This is a genomic window from Prevotella nigrescens (genome assembly GCF_031191185.1).
Lineage (GTDB): Bacteria > Bacteroidota > Bacteroidia > Bacteroidales > Bacteroidaceae > Prevotella > Prevotella nigrescens.
Genome location: NZ_CP133465.1, coordinates 644853 through 669689 on the forward strand (window position 1 = coordinate 644853; position 24837 = coordinate 669689).

The 24837-nt window shown below is 43.9% G+C and carries 21 protein-coding genes; 12 read left to right on the forward strand and 9 right to left on the reverse strand.

Annotation, left to right across the window (positions count from 1 at the left end; translation table 11 throughout):
- The first annotated feature begins 1 nt into the window (after window position 1).
- From RDV52_RS04785 to RDV52_RS04805, 5 genes are all read left to right on the forward strand, one after another.
- On the forward strand, window positions 2–910 hold the full coding sequence (locus RDV52_RS04785) for a DUF1266 domain-containing protein (RefSeq protein WP_004366766.1): 909 nt from the start codon (window positions 2–4) through the stop codon (window positions 908–910).
- Window positions 911–1511: 601 nt separating this feature from the next.
- Complete coding sequence (locus tag RDV52_RS04790) at window positions 1512–3320, forward strand: AMP-dependent synthetase/ligase (RefSeq protein WP_040557052.1); 1809 nt, start codon at window positions 1512–1514, stop codon at window positions 3318–3320.
- A 30-nt stretch (window positions 3321–3350) separates the two neighbouring features.
- On the forward strand, window positions 3351–4469 hold the full coding sequence (gene prfB / locus RDV52_RS04795) for a peptide chain release factor 2 (protein WP_004366763.1): 1119 nt from the start codon (window positions 3351–3353) through the stop codon (window positions 4467–4469).
- A 90-nt stretch (window positions 4470–4559) separates the two neighbouring features.
- Window positions 4560–4703 carry a hypothetical protein gene (locus tag RDV52_RS04800; RefSeq protein ID WP_004362313.1) on the forward strand — a complete coding sequence of 48 codons (144 nt, stop codon included), beginning with the start codon at window positions 4560–4562 and terminating at the stop codon, window positions 4701–4703.
- On the forward strand, window positions 4700–5203 hold the full coding sequence (locus RDV52_RS04805) for a CYTH domain-containing protein (RefSeq protein ID WP_004366762.1): 504 nt from the start codon (window positions 4700–4702) through the stop codon (window positions 5201–5203). Before RDV52_RS04800 ends, RDV52_RS04805 begins: the two co-directional genes overlap by 4 nt.
- Here RDV52_RS04805 and RDV52_RS04810 read toward each other — a convergent pair.
- Window positions 5163–5555 carry a VanZ family protein gene (locus tag RDV52_RS04810; protein ID WP_004362311.1) on the reverse strand — a complete coding sequence of 131 codons (393 nt, stop codon included), beginning with the start codon at window positions 5553–5555 and terminating at the stop codon, window positions 5163–5165. The two genes, RDV52_RS04805 and RDV52_RS04810, sit on opposite strands and share 41 nt — an antisense overlap.
- Before the next feature lie 92 nt (window positions 5556–5647).
- Here RDV52_RS04810 and RDV52_RS04815 point away from each other — a divergent pair, with 92 nt between their 5' ends.
- A complete protein-coding gene (locus RDV52_RS04815; RefSeq protein WP_004366757.1) occupies window positions 5648–6634 on the forward strand; it encodes a helix-hairpin-helix domain-containing protein in 987 nt (328 codons plus the stop codon).
- A 167-nt stretch (window positions 6635–6801) separates the two neighbouring features.
- Here RDV52_RS04815 and RDV52_RS04820 read toward each other — a convergent pair whose 3' ends face one another.
- Window positions 6802–8052 (reverse strand): M16 family metallopeptidase, encoded by a 1251-nt coding sequence (locus RDV52_RS04820; RefSeq protein ID WP_004366755.1) that lies wholly within the window; start codon window positions 8050–8052, stop codon window positions 6802–6804.
- An 81-nt stretch (window positions 8053–8133) separates the two neighbouring features.
- Here RDV52_RS04820 and RDV52_RS04825 point away from each other — a divergent pair, with 81 nt between their 5' ends.
- The 4 genes from RDV52_RS04825 (at window position 8134) to RDV52_RS04840 (ending at window position 12958) form a co-directional block, all read left to right on the forward strand.
- Window positions 8134–9330, forward strand: a complete 1197-nt coding sequence (locus tag RDV52_RS04825) for an FprA family A-type flavoprotein (RefSeq protein ID WP_004362308.1) — start codon at window positions 8134–8136, stop codon at window positions 9328–9330.
- A gap of 4 nt (window positions 9331–9334) precedes the next feature.
- Complete coding sequence (locus RDV52_RS04830) at window positions 9335–10465, forward strand: acyltransferase family protein (protein ID WP_004366753.1); 1131 nt, start codon at window positions 9335–9337, stop codon at window positions 10463–10465.
- Window positions 10466–10862: 397 nt separating this feature from the next.
- Window positions 10863–11603 carry an HmuY family protein gene (locus tag RDV52_RS04835; protein WP_004362304.1) on the forward strand — a complete coding sequence of 247 codons (741 nt, stop codon included), beginning with the start codon at window positions 10863–10865 and terminating at the stop codon, window positions 11601–11603.
- Window positions 11604–11743: 140 nt separating this feature from the next.
- A complete protein-coding gene (locus RDV52_RS04840) occupies window positions 11744–12958 on the forward strand; it encodes a T9SS type A sorting domain-containing protein (protein ID WP_004362303.1) in 1215 nt (404 codons plus the stop codon).
- Window positions 12959–13289: 331 nt separating this feature from the next.
- On the opposite strand, the gene RDV52_RS04845 is transcribed toward RDV52_RS04840, so the two are convergent.
- Together RDV52_RS04845 and RDV52_RS04850 are read right to left on the reverse strand one after the other, a co-directional pair.
- The gene (locus tag RDV52_RS04845; RefSeq protein ID WP_004366750.1) at window positions 13290–14633 is read right to left on the reverse strand and encodes a Gfo/Idh/MocA family oxidoreductase; all 1344 of its coding nucleotides are present in this window, start codon (window positions 14631–14633) and stop codon (window positions 13290–13292) included.
- A gap of 6 nt (window positions 14634–14639) precedes the next feature.
- On the reverse strand, window positions 14640–15719 hold the full coding sequence (locus tag RDV52_RS04850; protein WP_172606451.1) for a pyridoxal-phosphate-dependent aminotransferase family protein: 1080 nt from the start codon (window positions 15717–15719) through the stop codon (window positions 14640–14642).
- A gap of 94 nt (window positions 15720–15813) precedes the next feature.
- Here RDV52_RS04850 and RDV52_RS04855 point away from each other — a divergent pair, with 94 nt between their 5' ends.
- The gene (locus tag RDV52_RS04855) at window positions 15814–16863 is read left to right on the forward strand and encodes a CDP-glycerol glycerophosphotransferase family protein (protein WP_004366747.1); all 1050 of its coding nucleotides are present in this window, start codon (window positions 15814–15816) and stop codon (window positions 16861–16863) included.
- A gap of 432 nt (window positions 16864–17295) precedes the next feature.
- Here RDV52_RS04855 and RDV52_RS04860 read toward each other — a convergent pair whose 3' ends face one another.
- The 5 genes from RDV52_RS04860 to dut all read right to left on the reverse strand — a co-directional run bounded on the left by RDV52_RS04860 (window position 17296) and on the right by dut (window position 23359).
- Window positions 17296–18054 (reverse strand): hypothetical protein, encoded by a 759-nt coding sequence (locus RDV52_RS04860; RefSeq protein WP_115098572.1) that lies wholly within the window; start codon window positions 18052–18054, stop codon window positions 17296–17298.
- Window positions 18055–18302: 248 nt separating this feature from the next.
- Window positions 18303–20264 carry a murein hydrolase activator EnvC family protein gene (locus RDV52_RS04865; protein ID WP_004366742.1) on the reverse strand — a complete coding sequence of 654 codons (1962 nt, stop codon included), beginning with the start codon at window positions 20262–20264 and terminating at the stop codon, window positions 18303–18305.
- A complete protein-coding gene (locus RDV52_RS04870; RefSeq protein ID WP_004366740.1) occupies window positions 20265–21164 on the reverse strand; it encodes a DUF4292 domain-containing protein in 900 nt (299 codons plus the stop codon).
- Entirely contained in the window at window positions 21161–22828 is a 1668-nt protein-coding gene (locus RDV52_RS04875; protein ID WP_050793650.1) for a tetratricopeptide repeat protein, read from the reverse strand. Before RDV52_RS04875 ends, RDV52_RS04870 begins: the two co-directional genes overlap by 4 nt.
- Window positions 22829–22921: 93 nt before the next feature.
- The gene (gene dut / locus RDV52_RS04880; protein WP_004366736.1) at window positions 22922–23359 is read right to left on the reverse strand and encodes a dUTP diphosphatase; all 438 of its coding nucleotides are present in this window, start codon (window positions 23357–23359) and stop codon (window positions 22922–22924) included.
- 127 nt (window positions 23360–23486) lie between these two features.
- Between dut and dgt the strand changes: the two genes are divergently transcribed.
- Complete coding sequence (dgt, locus tag RDV52_RS04885; protein ID WP_040557050.1) at window positions 23487–24824, forward strand: dGTP triphosphohydrolase; 1338 nt, start codon at window positions 23487–23489, stop codon at window positions 24822–24824.
- Window positions 24825–24837: the final 13 nt, after the last annotated feature.

Here is a 24837-nt window from a genome sequence, read left to right on the forward strand (position 1 = left end):
TATGAAAAAGAGAACTATTTTTAGTGTAATGTTTATGTTGTGCCTTGTTGCGCAAGAGGCTTCTGCCTTCAGACTGCGCCTTAAAGTGCCTACGGGGTCTGACTCTGATGAAAGCAGTCCATACACTTGGATTATCTATGCGGTAATTGCTATTGCAGTCTTGGTTGGTCTCTACACCTACTTAAAGCAATTTAAAACCGTATTCCGCCACTTGGGGAGTAGCTTTAAAATGGACGCTAAAACTACTTTAAGCAGCGATCAACAACGTAAAGTACTTTTGGGCGCTGCCTATTATGTACAGGATAAGGTCTATATGAATAGTCTTAAGACTGGCATGACAAGCGAAGAACGCGAAGAAAGGCTTGACGATGCCTGGAATATATCCAACAACAAGAATGCCATGAACGTCTTGGGCGAACTTAAAGTAGAGTGCAAGAAAAGCTATTTCCCACAAATTGCCGAGGCGTTTAAGCTTAAAAACCAACAAGATATAGACAAATACCTTAACGATACATTTGTAAATCAGAGTGATCTATTGGCTTGTAGCAAACAGATAGAGCGTGCTTTCAAATCTATTGGAAACTTGGTTAAGTTAGGAATTGTACGCAACGAAGACGACTTTGTACGCATTGGCGATGCCGGTTGGGCTACAAGTCGTTTGGTCTATGTAGCACGTATGTGTCTCGAATCAAAGTTTATTAACGAAGCCGAGTTTTGGCAATTTGTTGATGTAGCCGACGAAATGGCACATCAGTCGCTCACTTCTTGGGAAGACTTCGGCAAGAGTTATATCATCGGACTTTGTCTTTGGGGTGCCAGCGGATATGAAGTAAAACATCAGGTTCGTGAAGTTAATAAGCTGCTTGAGGACCCGAAGAGTCCTTGGAAGACCTTCCCTTTCGGGAAATAAGGTTCAAACAACAAGCTGTAGTCCAATTTGAAGAATAAGAAAAAATAGGTATCCGAGCCTCGGATACCTATTTTTTGTTGTCCATATTCCTCTTTGTGATGACACAATTACCAAGGTTCCCACACTTACAATATACACTGTATGAATGTAGAAGAAATGTAATAATATCCTCTCAAAATAGTTTTTACACAACAACTTGTATATCAGCATATTACAAATCCGTCTGTTTTATGTCCTAAAAGTGCCTGTTTTACCGCGCAAAACCGACTCTTTTACCATGCGAAAACTACCCTTTTGCGAACTAAAACCGATACTGTTACATCTTTCCAACTTACTGTAGCCCACTACGCCTTCGTTATAAAGTCAATCAATCTGTTCGTACTCTAATGCCCGGTTTGGGTTAAATCAGCATCTTCCAGACTATGTCCAACCATATTATTACTATACCATTCTTCGTTTTTATTGTTCGTTTATGCCATAGAAAGACAGAAATTAATTCATAATAACCTTGAAATAATTTCCTTATCTGACTTATATTTACTATTTTTGCATTGCTTATAAAGCATACGAACAATTGTATTCGATAAAAGAAAGAAAAACTATGCAGGCAAAATATCACTACGCTGTACTCATACACGAACAGGCAAAGAAGTATGGAACAAAGCCCGTTATCACCTTCAGGAACTTCGGAAGCTTGGAATGGAAATCGGTTTCGTGGAACCAATTTTCCATGCGTGTAAAGCAGGTTTCGAATGCTTTGATTAACTTAGGACTGAAACCACAAGAGAGAATTGCCGTGTTTGCCCAGAACTGCATACAATATCTGTACACTGATTTCGGGGCGTACGGTGTTCGTGTCATCACCATTCCGTTCTACGCATCAAGTTCCGAACAGCAAATACAATACATGATACAAGACGCCAGCATTCGTTACGTCTTTGTAGGCGAACAGGAACAGTATAACAAAGCACACCGCGTACTCCCACTTTGCCCGTCGTTGGAACGCATTATCATCTTCGATCCGAGCGTACGCATAAGTTCTCACGACCCACATGCCATCTTCTTTGAAGACTTCCTGAAGCTTGGCGAAAAACTGCCACGCCAGTCTGAAGTGGAAAAACGCTGGGCAGAGGCAAGCGATAAAGATATTTGTAACATACTCTATACCAGCGGAACAACCGGCGAAAGCAAGGGCGTTATACTCACTCATGGCATGTACAATGCTGCCATGCTTGCCAACAGCTTGTGCGTTCCCCTTTCCGATAAGGACAGGTCAATTGACTTTCTGCCCTTCGCACACGTCTTCGAGCGTGCTTTCGCCTACTTAGTATTAGCCAACGGAGGCGAATTGATAGTGAACACGTACCCGAAAGAAATTCAAGACAGCATGCGAGAGACCCACCCAACCTGCATGGCGTCGGTGCCACGCTTCTGGGAAAAGGTATATATAGCGGTGAAAGAAAGAATTGAAAACGCAAGTGCAGTACAACGAAAGATATTCGAACATGCATTGGAGGTAGGGCGCAAGCACAACGTAACGTATCTCGGACGAGGCAAACGTCCCCCCCTGAGTCTGCAATTAGAGTACAAATTGCTGAACAAGACGGTTCTTGGGCTCGTTCGCAAGCAATTAGGGCTCACCAATCCGAACTTCTTTCCAACGGCAGGTGCATACGTTTCGCCCGAAGTAGAGACCTTTGTACACAGCATAGGACTCGACATGCTTGCGGGATATGGCCTCACCGAAAGTCTCGCCACCGTTAGTTGCGACCACCGCGGCGAGCCTTTTACAGTGGGGTCGGTGGGCAGACCCATCGAAGGATTGCAGATAAAGATTGGCGAGAACGACGAAATATTGCTGAAAGGTCCAACAATCACACCGGGATACTACCATCGCGAGCACATAAACGAAACGGCTTTCACCCCCGATGGCTTCTTCCGTACCGGAGATGCAGGCTATCTGAAAGATGGAGAACTGTATCTGAAAGAACGCATAAAAGACCTCTTTAAGACGTCGAACGGCAAATACATTGCTCCACAAATGATAGAAGGACTACTCTTGGTAGACAAGTTCATCGACCAGGTAGCCATTATTGCCGACCAGCGCAAATACGTTTCTGCACTCATTGTACCCGAATTCAGAGTCTTGGAGGAGTGGGCGAGAGACTTTAAGATAGACTACGACAGCCGAGAAACACTTTGCAACAACCTTCAAGTGAACAAGATGATGAAGGAGCGCATAGCTACGCTCTTGCAGTTGCTTGCCCCATACGAGCAAATAAAGCGGTTCACGCTGTTGCCCCACCACTTTTCGGCAGAGAATGGAGAACTGACAAACACGCTGAAGCTGCGCCGGCCAATAGTCTACAAGAACTATAAGGACGTTATAGACCGTATGTACGAAGAATAAGAAAACACTATCTAAAGACGGAAAAGGAAAGTGATTACAGCAGAACAACTGAAAGATGTGGTGGCACGCGTAGATGCCCTGCACCACTATTTAGGCATAGATAAAAAGAAAATAGAGTTCGAAGAAGAACAGCTTCGCACGCAGGCACCCGACTTCTGGGACGATGCCGACCGTGCAAGGGAGCAGATGAAGAAGGTCAAAGGCATAGAAAAATGGCTGAAAGGCTACGAAAATGTGAAATCGGAAGCCGAAGAACTGCAACTCGCATTCGACTTCTATAAAGACGAACTCGTTACCGAAGAAGAAGTAGACAACGACTATGCAAAGGTAATAACCGATATAGAGAACCTCGAACTGATGAATATGCTTCGCCAAGAAGAGGATTCCATGGAGTGCGTAATGAAGATTAATTCCGGCGCAGGGGGTACGGAGAGTCAGGACTGGGCATCTATGCTGATGCGAATGTATATGCGTTACGGCGAAGCACACGGCTACAAGGTTGCCATTTCTGACATTCAAGATGGCGACGAGGCAGGTATAAAGAGCGTAACCATGAAGTTTGAGGGCGGAGAATATGCCTACGGCTTCCTGAAAAGCGAGAACGGCGTACACCGTCTGGTGCGCGTCAGTCCTTTCAATGCACAGGGAAAGCGCATGACGAGCTTTGCCAGCGTGTTCGTTTCACCCCTTATCGACGATTCCATCGAAGTGTATGTAGACCCCGCACGCGTAAGTTGGGACACCTTTAGGTCGGGTGGTGCCGGTGGACAGAACGTGAACAAGGTAGAATCTGGCGTGCGCTTGCGTTATCAATACGAAGATCCCGACACGGGAGAACAGGAAGAAATCCTCATAGAAAACACGGAAACGCGCGACCAACCAAAGAATAGGGCGAAGGCAATGCAGCTTCTGAGGTCGCAGTTGTACGACCGTGCAATGAAAAAACGTATGGAGGCGCAAGCCAAGGTTGAGGCTTCGAAGAAGAAAATAGAATGGGGGAGCCAGATAAGAAGCTATGTCTTCGACGACCGTCGTGTGAAGGACCACCGTACAAACTACCAGACTTCCGATGTAGACGGTGTGATGGACGGCAAGATAGACGGCTTTATTAAGGCGTACTTAATGGAGTTTCCTGAAGAAGAAGAATAGAAAAGGTGAATTGAGAGAGACTTTCTCACCTTATTATATATAGTAACCTGCGAGAAGCCGAAAGGGCTTTTTGCGTAGAACAATATCACTATGAGCAACAAGAACAAATTGAGAAAGAAGGCACGCGAGGCACGGGAAGAGAAAGAAGCAAAGTCTGTTATCAAGTGGATTGCCATATCTCTCATGATATTAGCCCTCATCTTAATGGCGTGGGCAATGACTCTTACTGCATGATGAGCAGCGGATTGGAAATTGAACGCAAGTTTCTTGTCCATAAAAATATGGACTGGAAGAGTCAGGCGTACAGCGTCAGTCATGTCAGACAGGGATATTTTGCAGACATCAATACTGTTCGTGTACGCATTCGCGACAGCAAAGGCTATCTGACAATCAAGGGAAAATCGGTTGATGGTGGTCTTTCGCGTTACGAATTCGAGAAGGAAATAACCCTCGAAGAGGCGGAACAACTTCTTCGCTTGTGCGAAAAAGGAATTATAGACAAGCACCGCTATCTTGTGAAAAGTGGCAGACATGTCTTCGAAATCGATGAGTTTCATGGCGAGAACGAGGGGCTTGTAATGGCAGAAGTAGAGTTAGGCAGCATAACGGAGACCTTCGAGAAGCCCGACTTCATAGGAATGGAGGTAACGGGAGATGCCCGCTTTTACAATCGGCAGATGCGTTGCAACCCATTCAGTGCCTGGAAAGAAACCTTACCAGCAGAGTACCGATAATCAAAGCGATGGTACAACCTACCATGTCGGCAACAAAATCGAGCCATTCGCCACTTCTGTTCCCATTGGTACAATAGGCTTGCAGTAATTCTATTGCCCCTCCCAAGAGCGAAGGCAACAGCCAGACGCCCAGAAACATACCCTTTGGTGTTACAGATTTTTGGTTGTGAAAGTACTCGTGCGCCACAACCATGCCCAGTATGGTATATAAGCCGATGTGTGTCCACTTGTCTATGAGTGTAATACTACTTAATGGTGTCTCCGGAATAGGTATTAACGAAACGACCAAGATAAATATCGTCATGGCAATGACCATTGGAAACCTGCGCAATAACGAGAGCATTCTCTTCATAATTCTATACTATTTTACTGCAAAAATAACAATATTCTGGCATTCCAGTAGCGTTTCAACTGAATAATCTAAAAACAATTATATGTCATTCTATGGATTTTCGTGAATTCTTTTACCTGCAAAAGACGGATAGAAAGGCTATTGCCTTTCTGCTATGTCTTGCCATTGGCATCTTGGGAATCATGCTTTTATTAGGCAACAAGCACAGTAGCACATTGCTGAATGGTGCTGACAGCGCGGCAATTGCCACAGAAAAAGGAAGGAATACGACCAGGTACGAGTCTGGTTCGGAGCAGTACAGAATGGAGAACGAACGAAAAGTAGAGCTGTTTCCGTTCGATCCGAACACGGCAGACAGTCTACAGCTAAGTTGTTTAGGTCTTGCACCCTACCAAATACGCAATATCTACAAGTACAGAGCCAAGGGAGGCGTATTCCGTTCGCCCCAATCGTTTGCCAAAGTCTATGGTTTAACCCGCAAGCAATACCGGGCTTTGGAACCCTACATAACCATTGGCGACGACTATCAGCCTGCTTTCACGATGGAAACCATACGCAATTACGAGCGAGGGCGGGCAGAAGAACAGCGAAAACTGCACGAAGCCTACGAGGAGTACAAGAAGAACGATGCGTATAAACCCTACAAGAAATACGACAGGGATACCATTCGATATCCCATAAAGATTAAGTTGGGCGCACACATCAACCTTGCCCATGCCGATACAACGATGCTGAAGAAAGTTCCCGGCATTGGTTCTGGCTGGGCAAAAGCCATTGTAGCTTATGGAGAACGACTTGGCGGATACGTTGCGGTGGGACAACTGAGGGAGATAGAGGGCTTTCCGGTGGAGTCGTTGCCGTTCTTCGAGGTTCGCAACACACAAACCAAGCGTCTCAATCTGAATACCCTTTCGGTGTCGCAACTGCGTCGCCACCCATACATAAACTTCTATATGGCACGCCAGATAGTAGAATACAGACGATTAAAAGGCAGATTAAACAGTCTTTCACAACTTAGGCTGCTCAAGGAATTTCCGCCCGATGTAATCGAAAGGCTGCAACCTTACGTCTGCTTTTAAGCGTTTCGTCTCAGTGACTGCGAAATGGTTGTAAGGCTGCAGGAGGCATTTCATCACCCCCTCATACCTATTGACGTTTCAGCAGTGTTTCGGTCGCAATCTTGTTTTATGCCAATCGGTTCAGCAGGAAAAGGCTCTCTGTCAATTTCTAATGAACCAATTTGGGGCTATTTGTAGATAAGCGTCGTAAGTTTCTCCTCTGCAAACAAATCTTTCGCCACGTTTTGAATGTCAATTGCCGTAACCGCATCGATTTGCGCATAAAGATTAGTTATGTCTTTCTCCCAGCCATAATGTAAGAAACTCTTTCCAAAATCGAGCGCAAAGCTCTCCCGATTATCGCAGGCAATGCCTATTTGTCCTTTAATCTGGTGTTTTGCCCTATCAAGTTCCTCGGTCGAAAGCGGCTCCTGCATTATTTTGTCGAACTCCTGTCGCACCAACGATATACACTTGTCGGTGTCTTGTGGGTCGCAACCGAAATAAGTGCTCCACATTCCCATGGCACTGAACGATGCAAATGTACTTTCAACCGTATAAACCAGTCCATTCCGTTCGCGCAACGAAAGGTTTAAGCGGGTGCTCATGCCAGATCCACCAAGTATATTGTTCAATAAGTAGAGAGCAATACGGCGCTCATCGTGTACCGAATAGCCACGCGTGCCCATCATGACATGTGCTTGATGTGTCTTCTTGTCTACAACAATGTTCGATGTGCGATACATTGCTGCCGGCTTAACAAGCGTGTTTGTAGCGTCTTCGGTATAACCTATGCAAAGCGGATTGGAAGGAGCTATGTCTGCCGTATGCTGTTGCAAGAGTGCAACAATCCGTCTGAACTCCACATTTCCATAAACAAAGAATATGGCATTGTCGGGGCGATAATATTTGTTAGTAAACCGCTGTGCATCGTGCGAGGTGAATTGTCGCACCATTTCGCTCGTGCCCAGAATGCTGTGCCCTAACGGCAGGTTATTGAAAAGAAGATTTTCGAACTCGTCATAAATAAGCTCCGCCGGACTGTCGTTGTACGATTCTATCTCGTCGCATACGACTTCCACTTCCTTTTCTATTTCTTTCTGTGGATAAACGCTTCGGAAAACAATATCTGAAAGCAAGTCTACAGCCAGTGGAAAGTGCTCGCTGAGAATGGCAGAATGGTAAACTGTAGACGTCTTGGTGGTGTAGGCATTCAAATCGCCGCCTACATTTTCAAGGCATTTAATAATTTCCAAGCTATCTCGGTGCTGCGTTCCTTTAAACGTAGCGTGCTCGCAGAAATGAGCAATACCTTCTTCCGTTGGGGCTTCGCTGGCAGAGCCTACATTAATTTCGTAGCCACAATAAACCACTGGCGATGTAGATGGGAGGTGAATAATGCGCAACCCATTCGCCAAACGTGTTGTATTATATTTCATACGCTGCAAAATTAGTTATTTTCTTTTTGAAATCTGCCGAATTAGTACTACTTTTGCAAACCAACAAATAAATGATACGATATGATAGAAATAGCAAATAAGCTCTACTATGTAGGCGTAAACGACCGCAATAAGCAACTTTTCGAAGGTCTGTGGCCCTTGCCCCATGGAGTTAGTTACAATTCTTATCTCATCGACGATGAGAAAGTCGTACTGATAGACACAGTAGAAGTAGACTTCTTCGTGCAATTCATAGAGAACATTAGAGAAGTAATTGGCGACAGGAAGATAGATTATCTCGTTATCCATCACATGGAGCCAGACCATTCAAGCGGATTGGCACTTCTCAAACAGTATTATCCAGACATTAAAGTTATAGGAAACAAGAAGACATTCGACCTACTGTCTGGTTTTTATGGTATAAAAGAGAATACTATAGAAGTAAAGAATGGTGAAACAATGGAATTGGGAAAACATTCGTTACAATTCTTTATGACACCTATGGTACACTGGCCAGAAACAATGATGACTCTCTACAAAGGTGAGAGTTCTGCTCTCTTCTCTGGCGATGGCTTTGGCTGTTTTGGCGCATTGAATGGTGGAATTATTGACAAAAACATCAATACAGAGCCTTATTGGCTGGAAATGGTACGCTATTACTCTAACATTGTTGGTAAATACGGCACTCCTGTACAGAATGCACTGAAGAAACTTGCTGGTGTCAAGTTCGATTACATCTGCTCTACACACGGTCCGGTATGGCACGACAATGTGGAAAAGGTGGTTGCACTGTACGACAAGATGTCTAAATACGAAACAGAAGCAGGTCTTGTTATCTGTTACGGCACAATGTACGGCAACACCGAACGCATGGCTGAACAGATTGCGCGTTCAGCTTCAGCTGAGGGAGTGAAGAATATTGTGATGTACAACATTTCAAAGACTCCGCACAGCTATATTCTCCGCGATATCTTCCGTTATAAGGGCTTAATAGTTGGCGCACCAACCTATAACAATGGCTTGTACCATGAAATGGAAGTGTTGCTTTCTGAAATAGCCAATCACGACATTAAGAATCACTACATTGGTTGGTTCGGCTCTTACGGCTGGGCAAGTAGAGCCGTTACAGCTATTGGCGATTGGAACGAAACACGTGGACATTTCGAAAAAGTGGGTGAGCCTGTTGAAATGCGACAAGCCCTTACCGAAGAAACAAAAGCAGAATGCTGGCGATTGGGCAAAGAAATGGCAGCAAAATTGTTAGCTGATAAGGCTTAAACGAATGAGAATAAGTATAAACACTGCCAACACACAGTCGCAAGTTATAAGTGTCTTGCGTTTCCCGTTGGTAGTGTTGATACTTTTCATTCACTCTAATTTCCATGATATTAGTGCCAATTGGGACGTATTTTGGACAATCAATACAACTGGAATTGGTCCACAGTTGCCATCTCTGGGCGATGTCTTTGACATCATTTCTAATTCATTAGCAACACTGGCTAATCCGTTTTTCTTCTTCATCAGTGGTTCGTTATTCTTTAAAGAAGGCTTATTCTCTAAAGAATTGTATTTACATAAGCTACAACGACGTGCTTTCTCGTTACTTCTACCCTACATTCTATGGATTAGCACTTATCTCTTTCTTTTATCTGTGGCAGAGGGGATATTTCCAAACTGGACAGCTATTGTGCATAAACCCATAGAAAGTTTTAGCTTTACCGACTGGTTGTTTTGCTTTTGGGATATAAGTAAGATTGGTCCACAAGGCGGCATAGCTGCACCTTTAGTTATTCCGTTTTGGTACATACGAGACTTAATGGTGATTTGCCTTTTTACACCTATTATATATAAGGTACTGCACTGGCTTGCAAATAAACAAAAGGAGATATCAATACTGTTGTTTGTTGCTTTGCTTTATGCATCGCGTTGGGCTGAAAATCTACCGGGGGTAAGTGTTCAAGGACTGTTGTTCTTTTCTTTCGGAGCATTCTTTAGTATTAAACAAATAAAGTTTATAGATGTTATGCGTCCGCTAAAGTGGGGAGGTCTCTTCTTTGCTATATTTGCTTGGCAGATAAATTGTGCTAACTTAATGTATGCTGGATTGATAGTTTTCATAGTTTCTACAACTACACGCATTTTAGAGCGTCGCAAACAACAAAACAAACTTGCTTTTCCACTGCCACTTGTTCTAATCAATTCCACTTTCTTTGTGTTTGCCTTTCACTCTATTGTGTTGGGTGGCATTCTTACCATATTGAAGCACGGAATAGTAGTACCACACAACGAGCTCGAAGCATTCCTTATTTATATACTAAGCCCGGTTACAATGCTCACCGTGAGCGTGGGTGTATATTGGCTATTCTACAAAATTGTGCCCCGAATAGTTTCTATCTATTGTGGCGGAAGATAGACGGGGCGTCTTAATTTCTTTGTTAAAAATGTCCCATTCATTGGCAATATCCTACCATAAACGAACTTCAAACGTATAATACCGATTAACCATAAGTAGGTAGAGAGTGTCTAAGACATCGCTTCAAAAAAGAAGATATATCTTTCTCGGTCATTTCTTTATTCTTTCATTTACGAAAGAGAATCTCATAACCAAACTTTAGGAAGTTGGCTATTAGGGTTGTACATAGCACTTTACGCACTTTAATGGATTTATTCCACACTGCCAGACACCTAAACCCTACACTATACCTAACTTGCACTATTGAAAATACTAAATACGAGGTATTGCACAGCCATCTGTAAATACGTACTTTTGCACTCGTTACAACTAATTAGATATTTAAACACTATTATTTATGAAACTTAAATCACTGATGGCATTGACATGCCTCGCTGGGTTGCTGTGTGTATCGTGTTCAAAAAACGAAGACGGTCCTAAGTCTAAACCTGACCAACCACAAAATGCTCCTATCAAAAAGCTTTCGTTCATAACACAAGAGAAGACGCTTGAAGACTACGACAAGTGGGTGTACGTAAACTTAGAGACAGGCGAAACCGTTATGAAAGAAGATGTCAGCGGACAAGAGTGGCGGACATACTCTGAGGACGGTAAGCAGAAAGACCAATTCGGAAAGTACAATATAACCAAGACTGTAGAGGAAAGACCCTCCAATGCACCTGCAAAATGGCATTTAGCCTTCCACATCTATGATGTTAGGACCAACAATGGTGAAGGTTGCATGACCGATACTACAGATATAGAAACCATTAAATCGTTACCAACCAACGTAAAATGGGTGAGCGACATAAAGGCTTATCTTATCTACGACATGAAAGGAATGATGAAGAAACCAGTCGTAATGGGCTATATGAAGAACTACGTAAACATGGGACTCTACTACTGGATGCATAAAGTAAAGGGGACTATGGGCGAATATGCGCTCACAATGTCGAAGTCGAACCCAAAGAAGGCACCTGTATTCTTAGTACGGTTTAAGGACGGCAGTTACGCAATCATTCAGTTTACGAGCCTGAAAGACGCTACCGGAAGAAAGAAAGAAGTAAGCTTCAACTATAAGTTTATAAAGAAGAATTAATCTATAACATAAAAAAGGCACTGAGAAGTGTACACTTCTCTGCAATACTACATACACAGAGATACTCACCAGTATCTCTTGTGTTGCAGTGTGTCGTGCTTTATTACAAATTTATCAGTAACAATTATTAAAAACAAACAATGAAGAAACTATTACGTTTAACAGTGGCAGCCCTGATGCTTGCCACAGCTCAAGTAAGTACTGCGCAAATAAAAATGGCGCCTAACTATTTCAAAGCAGACCCTGCCATTTACAAATATCGCATGGCACAAGTTGTAGAATGGAAAGACACAGAAGACGAACAAATTACAAAGTACACCTACGACAAGCAGGGCTGTCTTGTCAAGGAAGAATACAAGAAAGGTGAAGGTCCGGCTATCTATGCCTACAACTACACCTACGACCAGCAAGGCTACATGATTCAGAAAGAAGAAGTAGCCTTAAAAACCAATAACAACGTTCCAATCGTGTCGTCAAGACATACCTTCAAGCGCAACGAGTACGGATACGTAACCGAATACACCCGTGCTACACACCACACTACGGAACCAGACGAAATAACATTGACCGAAGACGTTATAATGGATTTTGTCTACAACGACAAAATGCGCCTCGACCACGTAGATATTCGCCAGTTTGATTATCCTACTGACAAGATAGAAGAGAAGGTAGGACGCGTATGTAAGGTAGAATACAACGATGCCGGACTTGTCAGCTGCGTCAGTCAGATATACCCTGACAACAACGAATTGGTATGGAAAGAAGAATTTACGTACGACGAGAAAGGTCGCCGCATCTCTATCAAGAAAGTCCCTGGTCCCAATTACACATCGCAGCAAACATTAACATGGACGTGGCACTACGATGATGATGGCGATATAGACATACATTCAAGCAGCAATGGCTTTAGCAAAGAGTTTAAATACGACAAGGAAAAGCTCGCTTCTGAAACATTTATGCCACTCGAAGCAACCGAAGCAGAATGGGCACTCCAAGGTCCGCTCAACTGCACGCTCTTCAAGGAACTGCCAATGGAGAAGTATTTCAAGCACGCACCTGTCAGTGAAACTACCGAAGAGTCGGAAATAATCTACGAAGCTGTTGGCACACCCGACAACATTAGTAATGCTACCACTACACAGAAGCTGCTCAAGGCACAGGTTAACGGCAACAGACTCACCGTTGAGATGCCGGCAGAACTCGTAGGAAAGACTCTGAACATATTCAATGCTGCAGGAACATGTGCTGATAGTTATACTGCAAAACAAATGCAAACAACTATCGACCTTAGCAACTTCGCTCCCGGAATGTACATTTTAAGCATCGACAACCAGGCTGTGAAGTTCGTTAAGTAATCAACAAGTAGGTATCATAAATAAATTACCTACTTACATATAAACTTGTTACAACAGGTCGTTGAGCCTTCTCTCTGTTTCTAACCAGAAAGAACTCAGCGACCATTTTGTGTTTAAACAATTTTAATCCGAGTTTAATGCTTTCTCATCAGCACAGTAACTCATTGGCAACAGTATGACAATCGGAACGCAAAACAACCGCTTTTACCGTGTAAAACAATAGGTTTTACAACACGCTGATAACAAAGCAGTTACATAATAAGTGTACTTATGAAAAACATTTACGCTTTTGTTGTGCATCTTTCGCCTATCGTTTTACAACCAACGAGCGTTATATCAGCACCGTATCTTTGCGTTGATAGAAGTCGGCAGTAATGTTGGCGATGGCTTCCGACACGTCTTTGCTGACGTAAGAAAGGTTGCGCTGGCTCTGAATAGACTTGATGAAGGTGAGCAGTTCGTAGCGAATGCCCTCGCCATCGAGCTGGTAGAAGTAGCGTTTGTTGTCGCTTTGATTTTCCCGTCGCACCTCGAAATAGTCGGTTTTCCACCACGGAGCAGGCACGTAGATGTAGCCTTCTGTGCCCGAAATAACGAGTTCGCCTTCCGATTTTATGCCTTGTCCGACCTTCAACGATGCCACTGCGTGGGGATAAATGAACGATATTTTGGTGAAAGTATCGAAGTTTGGCGCATCGTCGATAAGGTGCGTGCAGATGGTTTTGTCGGTATAGTCGGTTCCTAACAGCTGCAAGATGGGCAGAAGTGCCGTAGGTGCCCATGCACAAAAACTGTTCCAAGTGTATCGTAGTGCCTCTTTATTCTCGGTATCGTAGTGCGAAAGGCTCGTGCAAGTGGCATCGATGGAATATATCTTGCCTATTTTTCCGCTCTTTGCAAGCAGGCAAAGGCGGTCGTATGCCATGGAATAAGCCGTTTTTATAGAGTCCATCAAGATTAATCCCTGCTCGTCTGCAATGCTGTTGAGCTCTTTCCACCCCTCGTTGTTGAGTGAAATGGGCGACTCGCATAGCACGTGCTTCCCGTGTAATAGGGCTTCTTTGATGTGTGTATAATGTTTTTCGGGGTGCGAAATAATGTAAACGGCATCTGAAACTTCGAGTAACGCGGCGTAATTGTCGGCAAAAAAGGGTACTATTTCGCGCAAATTGCCTAACTTTTGGTCGTTTTCGGTGTACACGCCACTAATGTTTATGCCATTGACATACTTGCTTTCGCGTGCAAACTTGGTTATAATAGACGACTCTCCCACCAGTCCGATGCGTATTTCGCGTAGGTCTGAGCGCAGTTCTGTACTGGAAATGCCTTTCGTTCGCTCGAGATAGACTACCTTACAATACTCTGATAGGTAGTCGAACTTGCCCCGCCAGTCTGAACCTACGGTGAAAATATCGACGTTCATACGCTTGATGTCGTCTATTTTCTGCCCTTCGTATTCCTCAATCACTATTTCGTCAGCCAAGCCAGTGGACTTAACGTTTTCTATTCGCTCCACCAACGATTGCTGAACGTTTATCTTTCCGCGTTCACGGTCGAAGGTATCGGCTGTTACACCCACTATCAAGTAGTCGCCCAAAGCCTTTGCCCGTTCCAATAAACGTACGTGTCCTTTGTGCAATAAGTCGTAAGTTCCATAGGTAATAACCTTCTTCATAGCTGTTTAAAGTTTGCCAATTTTATGTAATTCATCGAAGGCTGCCACGAGAGTAGAGTTGTTTTCGGGTGTCAGTGCACCAATATGACCTACTCGGAAGATGGTATCGCGCATATCGCCACCATTCGGACAAATCCAAATACCGTACTCGTCTTTCAACGTTTCAAATATACTGAACGCCGAATTGTTCAGCGGGTGCAACGATGTTACGGCATTTGAAGGCGATTTTGTGATAGGTTCCAAGGGCAGATGGGCTATTTTCTGGCGGAAGTCCATAGCCAAATTGCGTGTCCGTTCTATTTCGGCTGCAACACCGCCATTGCGTTTTATCTCTTTCAATCGGTAGTTAATTTGTCGCAATATACCCACAGCCGGGGTGAAAGGAGTCTGTCCGCGTTCGCCATTACGCAGTGCATCTTTCAGGTTTAAGTACATGCAGCGCACGTCGTTGCGCTCTACACGCTCGATAGCTCGTGGCGAAAGTACGATGACAGAGATACCCGGAGGACAGGCTAAGGCTTTCTGCGAGCCTGTAATCATAACGTCGGCACCCAATTGTTTCATGTCAAACTCGTCGGCAAGAAACGAACTTATGGCATCGACAAGCAGGAAAAGATGGTTGCGACGGCAGAATTTGCTGATTAAATCAATGTCGTAATGCACGCCCGTAGAGGTCTCGCCAACATTCACAAGAAAGGCTGTGTAGCCCTGACCATCGTACTGTTCGAGCATCTCGGCAGTGATTTGCTGCCCTGTTTTCATCTTTATTACAGTGTGTGGAATGGCATACAGTTCGCACAAGTCCACAAACCGTTGTCCGAAACTACCACCGTTTACCACCAATGCCTTGTCTTCAGTGGTGAGGAGGTTCATTACAGACGCCTCCATAGAAGCCGTACCCGAACCTGTTATGAATACCACACGAGCATCGTCGTCGGCTTTTGCAAACCTTTTCATTAGTATTTCGTTCTCTAACATCGTTGCAGAGAACTCTGAAGTACGGAAGTAAGGCACTTGTTCTGCACCTATTTCTCTTACTTTGTCAGCCGACATTACGGGTCCTATAGTGAAATTAAGCATACTCATAACTGCGTTATTATTATATAATGTGTGCAAAGTTACTGTTTTTTTTTCGCTTTGTCGGCTAATTAAACTATCTTTGCATAAAAACAAAAGTATAATGCGCATTTTACTATTTTGTGAGAACAAATATGCCGTAGATATTCTACAGCCTATCCAAACCGAAGCAGACAAAGAGGGCAACAACGATGTGCTGTGGTATGTACACCAAGAAAAGATACCCGAATTTCCGTTAAAAGACTGTGTGAAATGGACTAACAGCATACAGGAAAGTTTCGATTTCAGTCCGGAAGCCATTTATGTGCCGGGCAACATCGTACCTTATTACCTGCCGGGGGTGAAAATTCAGATATTCCACGGCTATGCTGCGGAGAAGAAAGACCACTGGGTGATACGCCGTTACTTCGATATTTATTGCACGCAAGGACCTTACTTTACAAGTCATTTCAAGGCTTTGGCAAAGAAATATGGCGACTTCTCGGTGGTGGAAACAGGCTGGACGCGCCAAGACTACATCTTTGCGCATCGCCACGACTTCGACAACGAGCGAACAGAACTGCTGCAAGAGCACGCTTGCGAACGCATTGTGGTCTACGCACCAACATTCTCTCCCAAGCTGACTTCCATTCCGTTTATCCTCGACGACCTGCGCAAGCTTGCCGATACACGCCCTGTTCTGATTATCATAAAGCTGCACCCACTGACCAAAACAGAATGGGTGGAAGCCTGCCGAGCACTTGCCGACAGCCACAAAAATATTATAATGGTAGGCGAATTTGCCCTTACAAAATATCTTTTGATGGCTGATGTGGTGGTGAGCGACACCTCTTCGGCAATCTACGAGGCACTCTTGATGGATAAACCAGTTATAACGCTCAATGCCATATCGAAAGATTTGTATTGGAAAAACATCACCGATGCTTCGCAACTGTGCGACGCTTACGACGATATATTTACGAATAAAGAGATTGCCGCCCTGCGCAAATGGGTGATAAACAACTACGACCCGTACCTCGATGGACTGTGTGCACACCGCATGTTAGACGCTGCACGCGATTTCATAGCGCACAACGGTGTGCCACGACAGCGCAAACTGAATCTCTGGCGTAAGTACACCAGCATTAAAACCTTTGGAAAAATAAAGCGATAAACGCTGCAATGCAATACGAAAAGATGGTATGATAGATGTGTAAAATGTGTAAACATTTTTTATTCGTATATATATTGCATAACTGTCTTATTATCAAGGTATAGTAAAACTCCTTATTTTATATTCTAAAGAGTCTGTTTCGTTCTCCGAAACAGACTCTTTTGTGTTGCAAAACAGACACTTTCGCAACATTAAAGTACAGTTATCACTTTTTAAAAGAATTATCTTTACAAAAGCAAAACACTTTCTGCATCTGCCTTAAGCAAGAAAAAGACTATTCACTCCCTCACTAAGTTTCTACTGAACCGAGATTTAATAACAGCTACAATTGAGAATTAAGAGGTAAATCCCAACACTATCGAAATGCCCATATAGGAGAAAAACAGAAGGAGAGAAGAACTTTCAATTTACTTTTATCAGATAACAAAAGTTTTATACCTGCTTTGCTATCTCCCTTAGCAAATCATTGCTAATAGCAAAAGACAATTGAGGAATCTTCTTACCATTCACGCTTGAGATAACTTTTGCACACCCAAATATAGCTCGAGTCAGCTTTGGGTCAGCTCTCAAAGCATCTGCATAAGGGCCACAAGCAAGAATAACGGTTTTAAAATGAGACCAAAATGAATTTGTAGCAATCATTAAGTCAAAACGATTTCTAATATTTTCTTCTATTTTTCTTCGTTCTTCGGCTGATAAGCGATGATTATTAAGTCTACACAACTCATTCAATTCTGTTATAAAACAATCTTTATAGAAATCTATGTGAGTGGTATTTACTGGGCTGTCAAGTTTTCCACGCTCTCTAATAAAATTGATTAGTTTCTGATATTTATACCACGTAGCAGATGTTCCACCCTTTCCTGAGATAACTTCTCCGTCTTTATTTCTTCTTTCAATTGCAAAACGTTGTCCGCTATAAGGCGCAAGAGGGTCAAATATTTTCCAATCCAAGATAGGATTATCTATCCAATTCTTAACATCTTCAACTTTAATTGACCAATCTCTGTTCTTCCATAAGTTGTAGTTCTGCGAATATTCGCACTTGTATGAATCGCTATTTTCATCAACAGCGCATTCTTTTCCGACAATCAATATCTCTGCATTTGGATTTCCCAAACCAACATAATGTTCGCCTTTTTTCCATAAAGGATTCTGCAAAAGGTCTTTAATTTTTTTTAAACATTCCATAGCTTATTCTTATTTGATGGTTATACTTTATTTTATCATTAAGGATTTTAGTTTCCTACAAAGATACAAAAAAAATGTGAAATTCAATAAAATAAATTCATCAATTATCCATTTATCATCAAAAAAAGCATCTTTTCAGGTTACCATTTTGGTATTCAGAACCGATATGGCAGGACTTACAAAAAAGCCAGACAGCAATTTTGGCTGTCTGGCTTTATGGTTTCTATATATAATATATAAGGTGTAGCTTATCGGAGCCACTGTTCCGGATTCAGCTTTTGAGTCTCTTTGTGAAGTTGGAACTGGAATATGCCGCCCGAGTCTACTGTTCCGAGCGTCTGCCCTGTACCAACTTGCTGACCTCTGCTGACACTAACGCTGCCCAAGTTCAGGTAAACGGAGATGTAAGCACCATGGCGCACCATTACAAGGGTGGAACCACCTACGTGCGAAACACTGGTTACTTCGCCTTTAAAGACACTGCGAACGGGAGTACCCGGTGAAGCCTTGATGGCAATTCCATTGCTGCTTAGCTTGACATGCGACAGTCCTGCCACGTTGTAAGTACCGAAACGCTTCACGATTGGTCCCGATACCGGGCGCGGCAACCTACCCTTATTGTTGGCAAAACTGCCCGTCATGGCACGGTCGGCAGACGAAAGGAGAGAACTGTTGTCGTTCGCTTTGCTGGCTGCAGCCTGCTCGCGAGCAGCACGTTCCCTATCGGCAACAGCCTTGCGTTCGGCAGCCATACGGTTGGCTTCGGCTTCGCGAGCTTGCTGGTTGGCACGTTCGCGCTCCATATTCTCCCTTGCTCGTGCCTGGTCTTCGGCACGTTTGGCTGCTGCAGCACGCTCTTCGGCACGCTTCAACTCGCGTGCTTTCTTTGCCGAAGCCTCAGCCTCGGCTGCACGCCGTGCAGCTTCTGCCTCCCTACGTGCCTGTTCGGCTCGCTCTTGAGCTGCTCTACGCTCACGTTCTAACTGTGCTGCTTTAGCGGCAGCTTCAGCTTTTGCCTTGGCTTCGCGTGCCTTGGCTTCGGCTATCCGGCGTGCATTTTCTTCAGCAGCACGCCGTGCTGCCTCTCGCTTACGGGCTAATTCTTCGGCTCGTTGCTTGGCTGCTGCAGCACGAGCAGCGGCTTGTGCACGCGCTTCTTCCATTGCACGCTCACGCGCTTTCCTTATTTCGATGGCAATCAGTCGGTCTATCTGTGCATTAATGGCTTGCTGTTTCTTCTGTCTGTCGGATATAACCGACTGCAAAACCTTTTGGTCGTTCTGCAAAGAAGCCACCACTTTCTGCTGTTCCACCTTCTTGTTCTCCATCTGAATGTGAACTTGGCGCCCTTTCACAAGGAGGTTACTCTTATGTCCACGCACATGTTCCAATTGGTTGTGCTTGTTGTCTACCTGCGCCTGCTTCTGCTTTAAGAGTTCGCCCTGTGCTCTTTGGTAAGCTGCATACTCCCTTACGAAACGAAGACGGCGATACATTTGCGTGAGCGTTTTGGCGGAGAAAATAAACATAATCTTGTCCTGAATGCTGCGGTGGCGTGCCATATAGCGCATAGAACGAATGAACCGGGAGCGTCGTTCTCCCAGTTGCGTTTCGAGAGAGCGTAGCTGTCCCTTTAAGATACCGATATTTCCATCAAGATGTTTTATGTCTGTTGAAATGGTATTAATTGTTTTTTGCTGGTGTCCAATCTCTGTATCGAGCGTTAAAATCTTCTGAAGGCGGTCGTCCACATCTTTCTGCTTTGCCTTAAGTTCGTGTTCGTTCTCGGTTATTTCCTTTTGTATTTGCTTGTTTTTTTGTTGCAAACCCTTTATTTCTTCGGTTGTAACATATTTTATTTGCTGCTTTTTGCCTTTCTGAGAACGCTTTTGTGGCAATGCCATACCCTTTTTATGCGCCATTCCTGCCTTAGCCTTTTGTTGCTGTCTGGTAGGTGTTTGTGTGGGCTGCTGCTTGTCTACCAGTTGTTTTTTTCCATGTTTGGTTGCAACTTGCTGCTTGTTGTCCAAATGCTTATCGGCTTGTTTCCTTGCAGAAACAAGCTTGGCAGGCTCTTTCTTTGTAGCCTTATTCTGTTTTATTTGCTGCTCTGTATTTTCCTTTTTAGCTGTTTTCTTTCTATGTTTCTGCGCATACGAACTTAGAAAACAAGTATTCAGTATTAATAATATAAATAATATCCGCTTCATTTAAAGTTGCATTAATTTACCCAAAATATCTTCCACGCTCACCTGTTCATACTTCGGCGATGGCGTTGTAAAGCTCTCCCAATCGGCATTATCGCCGAGTTTGTCAAATTCGAAGGTAGCAGTAACAACCTTTTGACCTCTTGCCAGGGGTGTCTTTATCGTTACTTTATGATAGTAAGGGAACATCTTTGAACCAAACTTCTTGAAGTCTTCGTAGTCCCAATTCAATGTTGAAACACCATGCTCAGCACTACTATACTTGGCTTCGGCTTCACGAATAAAACTTGTTGCTGGCTCTGCTATCCATTTATAGTTTATCTTTCCCCCATTCAAGGTAATAGAAACGCCCTTTTGAGACGCTGTCTGTGGTGCATTAAAATCGACATTGAATTGTGCTAAATTACGCTCTCCAACGCGTTGCTGACCAGGAATAAAGAGTTGATTCCAAAATAAAGATTGAAGAGAATAGAAGTTTATACCATTGTTTTTCAGGAAAGCGACATCGGTATATTTAGCTTTCACATATTGTTTATGTATTCTATCAAGAAACAATACGTAGTCTTTTGTAAATTCAATGCGTCCAACTTCACTGCGAATAATAGGAACAAGAAGTTGCAAACGAATTACTTCGTCTTTACGCATGCGCAAGATACCGGGTACAGTAATATCTTTCTTACCCGTGTTTACCGTAAATGTTAAGTCGGAAACAAGATTTTTCTGATAGAGCGCACCATCGGAAACCTTTTGCATAAACTGCATTTGTTGCTGTTTAAGAGAGGCTGATGATGTGGTTGAAGCAGCGCCTTGGGGGTATGAAGGCTTTACAACCGACCTATGAGTGCCGCAGTTCGTTAAAAACAAAATGGTGAACACGGCTATATATACATTCTTTATTTTCATTCTGGTATGTATTTCTGAAGTTCTATTTTCCTTTTTAGCGTGGCACTTTTATCGCCCAATTCCACAGCCTTTTGCCAGGCTTCTGATGCCTCTTTCTTCTTTCCGACATGGTAATATATGTCGCCGGCATGCTCGAACAATACGCCGCTGGGGGTGGTATCGTTCTTTATGGCTTGGTCTATATAGATATTGGCTTCCTCGTATCGCTCTTGCAGGAAGAGAATCCAAGCATAAGTGTCGAGGAAAGTAGGGTTTGCCGGCTCTTTCTTTATCGTTTTGTAGCTCATCTGCTCCGCCTTTTTAAGGTCGCTCTTCGTCAAACTTAAGTAGTAAGCATAGTTGTTCAGCGCTGCAAGGTTCTCCGGACGCCAGTGCAAACAGCTGTCGTAAGCCGCGAAAGCGTCCTTTTCGAGTCCCTTTTCGTGCAGAATGTCGCCCATGATAGCGTAAAAGTCTGATACGATATTTGGGTCGCTGTCCGGTTTTATCTGCGCTACGCCTTTCTTGAAGGTTTGCAATGCGGCATCGTTTTCCTTCTTCATGTATTGCGCAAAGCCCTCGAAATAGTAGAAAGCCATCTCTTCGGGGTTGTATTCGTGGGCAGGACGTGCAATGGCAATGACCTTGTCGTACTGTCCTGTGTCCCAAATGTTTTGTATCAGGGCTATGCGAGCACGCGAATTGTCGGGTTCTATGGCGATGGCTTGCTCGTAAACCTTGTTTATACTGTCTTCTGGCGCATGCTTTAAGTTAAGATAAGCTGCTTTCATAAGCACAATATCAGCATCTTCTTGTGGATACGAAAGAACACGATTGAATAGTTTTATTACTTCAAGACTGTCCTTGGCGCTGCTGTTTTGATTGTCCATAATAACCTGACGGAGCAGTGCCATCTTGGTTTCCTTCTCGGTTTTCTTCGACTCCAATAGCTTCTGCGTGAGTTCGTCTACCACTTTTTCGTTCTTTGCATCGCGATAATAATCAAGCAGGGACAGCTGTGCGGCAGCGTTGTCGGGGTCTTCTTTCAGCACAGTTTGGTATTCCTTATAAGCTTCTTTCTTTTTATTGTTCTGGAAAAGCCAATTGCCCAGCATTACACGATAGTTCAAATCCAATGGATTTTTCTGCACAAGGCGCATCAGTTCCGCCTGTGCTTTCCGCTTATCTCCCATCTGTTCGAAGATTTGCATCTTTGTCAGAGACAGCTGTTCGCTGCTTCCCAAAAGCGTTTCCATACGTTCTGTTACCTCTATCATCTTCTTATAGTCGTTCTGCGAACCATAAAGCTGATAGAGGATCTGCAGAACGTCCTCGCGAGTTTTGTTGTTTGCATAGAGTTTTTCGTATGCAGCCAACGCCTGTTCGTAATCATTCTGAGTGATATAGAACTGTCCTAATTTCTCTAAATACGTGGAATTATTGGGCGCAAGTTCAGCCGCTCTCTCGAAATTATAGCGTGCTGCCTTGTTGTTTTGCATTTCAACATAGTATCCTGCAAGTTCATAATACACCTCAGGAGCATTCGGATTGATGTCGCGGGCGTGGCGCAACAAGTCGAATGCTGCAGCTAAGTTGCCCATTTCTTGTTGCCGAATAGCTTCCAAAAAGAAATAGTTGTAGCGTGTTGTCTGGCTATTCGTCTGTGCTTTTGCCTGCAAGCCCATTGCAGCAAGCACTGCTACGAGCGTTGTTTTTACTATGAATTGTTTAAAAGAAAATATCAATCTATTATCCCTCCTGTATCAATTAGACTGTTCTTACTTTACTCCCGTATGTCCATAGCCACCTGCACCGCGTTCCGTTTCGTCGAGAATATCTACTTCAACAAACGCTGCTTGCTCATGACGGGCTATCACCATCTGTGCAATACGTTCGCCAGCGTTGATAATAAAGTCTTCGGCAGAGAAGTTAATCAGCAATACCATCAACTCGCCACGATAGTCTGCATCTACTGTTCCAGGCGTATTCAACACCGTTATCCCATATTTCAATGCCAAGCCGCTGCGTGGACGCACTTGCGCTTCGTAACCTTTGGGGAGCGCAATGTACAAGCCTGTGGGAATAAGGCGGCGTTCCATTGGCTTCAAAGTAATGGGAGTGTCTATATTTGCGCGCAAATCCATGCCTGCACTCTGTGTTGTTGCATATGTTGGTAAGGGCTGGATGCCCTTATTTATTACTTTTACTTGAACCATAATATAATTATAATAATGTGCAAAAATAATGAATTATACGCATATAGATGAATTTTAAGCCCTAAAAAAGGCTGAAATTAGCCAAATTTAAGTACTTTTGCGTAAGCGAATCTTTTTGATAATTATGATGAACTGGCAAAATCTTATCTCCAACAAACGACTCGGGCAGGAAGACCGACACGCTTTACGACACGACGATAGGTCGGAGTTTAAACGCGACAGCGACAGACTTATCTATTCAGCACCTTTCAGACGGCTGCAGAACAAGACACAAGTGTTTCCGCTACCAGGCAGTGTTTTTGTCCATAATCGCCTCACCCACTCGTTGGAAGTGGCATCGTTGGGCAAGTCTTTGGGCGACGACGTGGCACGAAAGCTCATAAAGAAACACCCCGAACTGCAAGGAACTCTTTTTGAAGAAATCGGCACAATCGTGCAGACTGCTTGCTATGCCCACGACATGGGTAATCCGCCGTTTGGTCATAGCGGAGAGAAAGCCATACAAGCCTTCTTCACCGAAGGCGCAGGGGCGTACTTAAAGGATAAAGTAAGTCCACGTTTTTGGGACGATATTACCCATTTCGAGGGAAATGCCAACGCTTTCCGCTTGCTCACCCATAGGTTTTTAGGACGTCGTGAAGGCGGTTTTGTGATGACTTACTCCACTTTGGCAAGCATCGTAAAGTACCCCTTGTCATCGTCTTTGGCAGGAAAGCACGGCAAATTCGGCTTTTTTGCATCGGAAGAAGATATATACAAGAAGATTGCCAACGAACTTGGAATTATCAGCAAGCAAGTTTCCGACAACGGAACAGCCTACGCTCGCCACCCATTGGTATATTTAGTGGAAGCCGCAGACGACATTTGCTACGAGATAATGGACATTGAAGATTCGCACAAACTTAAACTTCTGTCGTTTGAAGATACTTCCGAACTGCTGTTAGGGTTCTTCGACGAAGAAACAAAGAAGAGCATTCGCAATCGCATAGTAGAAGAAGGAGTTACCGACAGAAACGAGCAGGTGGTCTATTTCCGTGCCTGTGCCGTTGGTTTGCTCGAAGCAGCGTGCGTGAATGTCTTTGTTGAAAACGAGGAAGCCATACTCAACGGAACGTTTGAAGGTTCACTAATCGACCATATCCCAACGCTCCAGCGCAACAACTACAAGCACTGTTCAAAGGTTTCCATTGAGAAAATATACAGCAGCAAGACCGTGCTCGATGTGGAACTATCGGGTTATAAGATTATGGAAACGCTGATGGAAGCACTCATCAGTGCTGCAGTCGAACCGGAAAAGTTCCACAGCAAGCAGCTAATCCGCCGTTTCTCAAGTCAGTACGATATACGCAACCCACATCTCGAAGACCGTATTATGGCAGTAATCGACTACATCAGCGGTATGACAGATATATATGCACTCGACATTTATCAGAAAATAAACGGCATCAGCCTGCCGATAATCTAACATTCCGTACAGA

Bases quoted from the DNA above. Each gene is read 5' to 3' on its own strand.
- RDV52_RS04785 (WP_004366766.1), top strand. From the start codon at position 2: ATGAAAAAGAGAACTATTTTTAGTGTAATGTTTATGTTGTGCCTTGTT.
- RDV52_RS04790 (WP_040557052.1), top strand. From the start codon at position 1,512: ATGCAGGCAAAATATCACTACGCTGTACTCATACACGAACAGGCAAAG.
- RDV52_RS04800 (WP_004362313.1), top strand. From the start codon at position 4,560: ATGAGCAACAAGAACAAATTGAGAAAGAAGGCACGCGAGGCACGGGAA.
- RDV52_RS04805 (WP_004366762.1), top strand. From the start codon at position 4,700: ATGATGAGCAGCGGATTGGAAATTGAACGCAAGTTTCTTGTCCATAAA.
- RDV52_RS04810 (WP_004362311.1), bottom strand. From the start codon at position 5,555: ATGAAGAGAATGCTCTCGTTATTGCGCAGGTTTCCAATGGTCATTGCC.
- RDV52_RS04815 (WP_004366757.1), top strand. From the start codon at position 5,648: ATGGATTTTCGTGAATTCTTTTACCTGCAAAAGACGGATAGAAAGGCT.
- RDV52_RS04820 (WP_004366755.1), bottom strand. From the start codon at position 8,052: ATGAAATATAATACAACACGTTTGGCGAATGGGTTGCGCATTATTCAC.
- RDV52_RS04825 (WP_004362308.1), top strand. From the start codon at position 8,134: ATGATAGAAATAGCAAATAAGCTCTACTATGTAGGCGTAAACGACCGC.
- RDV52_RS04830 (WP_004366753.1), top strand. From the start codon at position 9,335: ATGAGAATAAGTATAAACACTGCCAACACACAGTCGCAAGTTATAAGT.
- RDV52_RS04835 (WP_004362304.1), top strand. From the start codon at position 10,863: ATGAAACTTAAATCACTGATGGCATTGACATGCCTCGCTGGGTTGCTG.
- RDV52_RS04840 (WP_004362303.1), top strand. From the start codon at position 11,744: ATGAAGAAACTATTACGTTTAACAGTGGCAGCCCTGATGCTTGCCACA.
- RDV52_RS04845 (WP_004366750.1), bottom strand. From the start codon at position 14,633: ATGAAGAAGGTTATTACCTATGGAACTTACGACTTATTGCACAAAGGA.
- RDV52_RS04850 (WP_172606451.1), bottom strand. From the start codon at position 15,719: ATGAGTATGCTTAATTTCACTATAGGACCCGTAATGTCGGCTGACAAA.
- RDV52_RS04855 (WP_004366747.1), top strand. From the start codon at position 15,814: ATGCGCATTTTACTATTTTGTGAGAACAAATATGCCGTAGATATTCTA.
- RDV52_RS04860 (WP_115098572.1), bottom strand. From the start codon at position 18,054: ATGGAATGTTTAAAAAAAATTAAAGACCTTTTGCAGAATCCTTTATGG.
- RDV52_RS04865 (WP_004366742.1), bottom strand. From the start codon at position 20,264: ATGAAGCGGATATTATTTATATTATTAATACTGAATACTTGTTTTCTA.
- RDV52_RS04870 (WP_004366740.1), bottom strand. From the start codon at position 21,164: ATGAAAATAAAGAATGTATATATAGCCGTGTTCACCATTTTGTTTTTA.
- RDV52_RS04875 (WP_050793650.1), bottom strand. From the start codon at position 22,828: ATGGGCTTGCAGGCAAAAGCACAGACGAATAGCCAGACAACACGCTAC.
- dut (WP_004366736.1), bottom strand. From the start codon at position 23,359: ATGGTTCAAGTAAAAGTAATAAATAAGGGCATCCAGCCCTTACCAACA.
- dgt (WP_040557050.1), top strand. From the start codon at position 23,487: ATGAACTGGCAAAATCTTATCTCCAACAAACGACTCGGGCAGGAAGAC.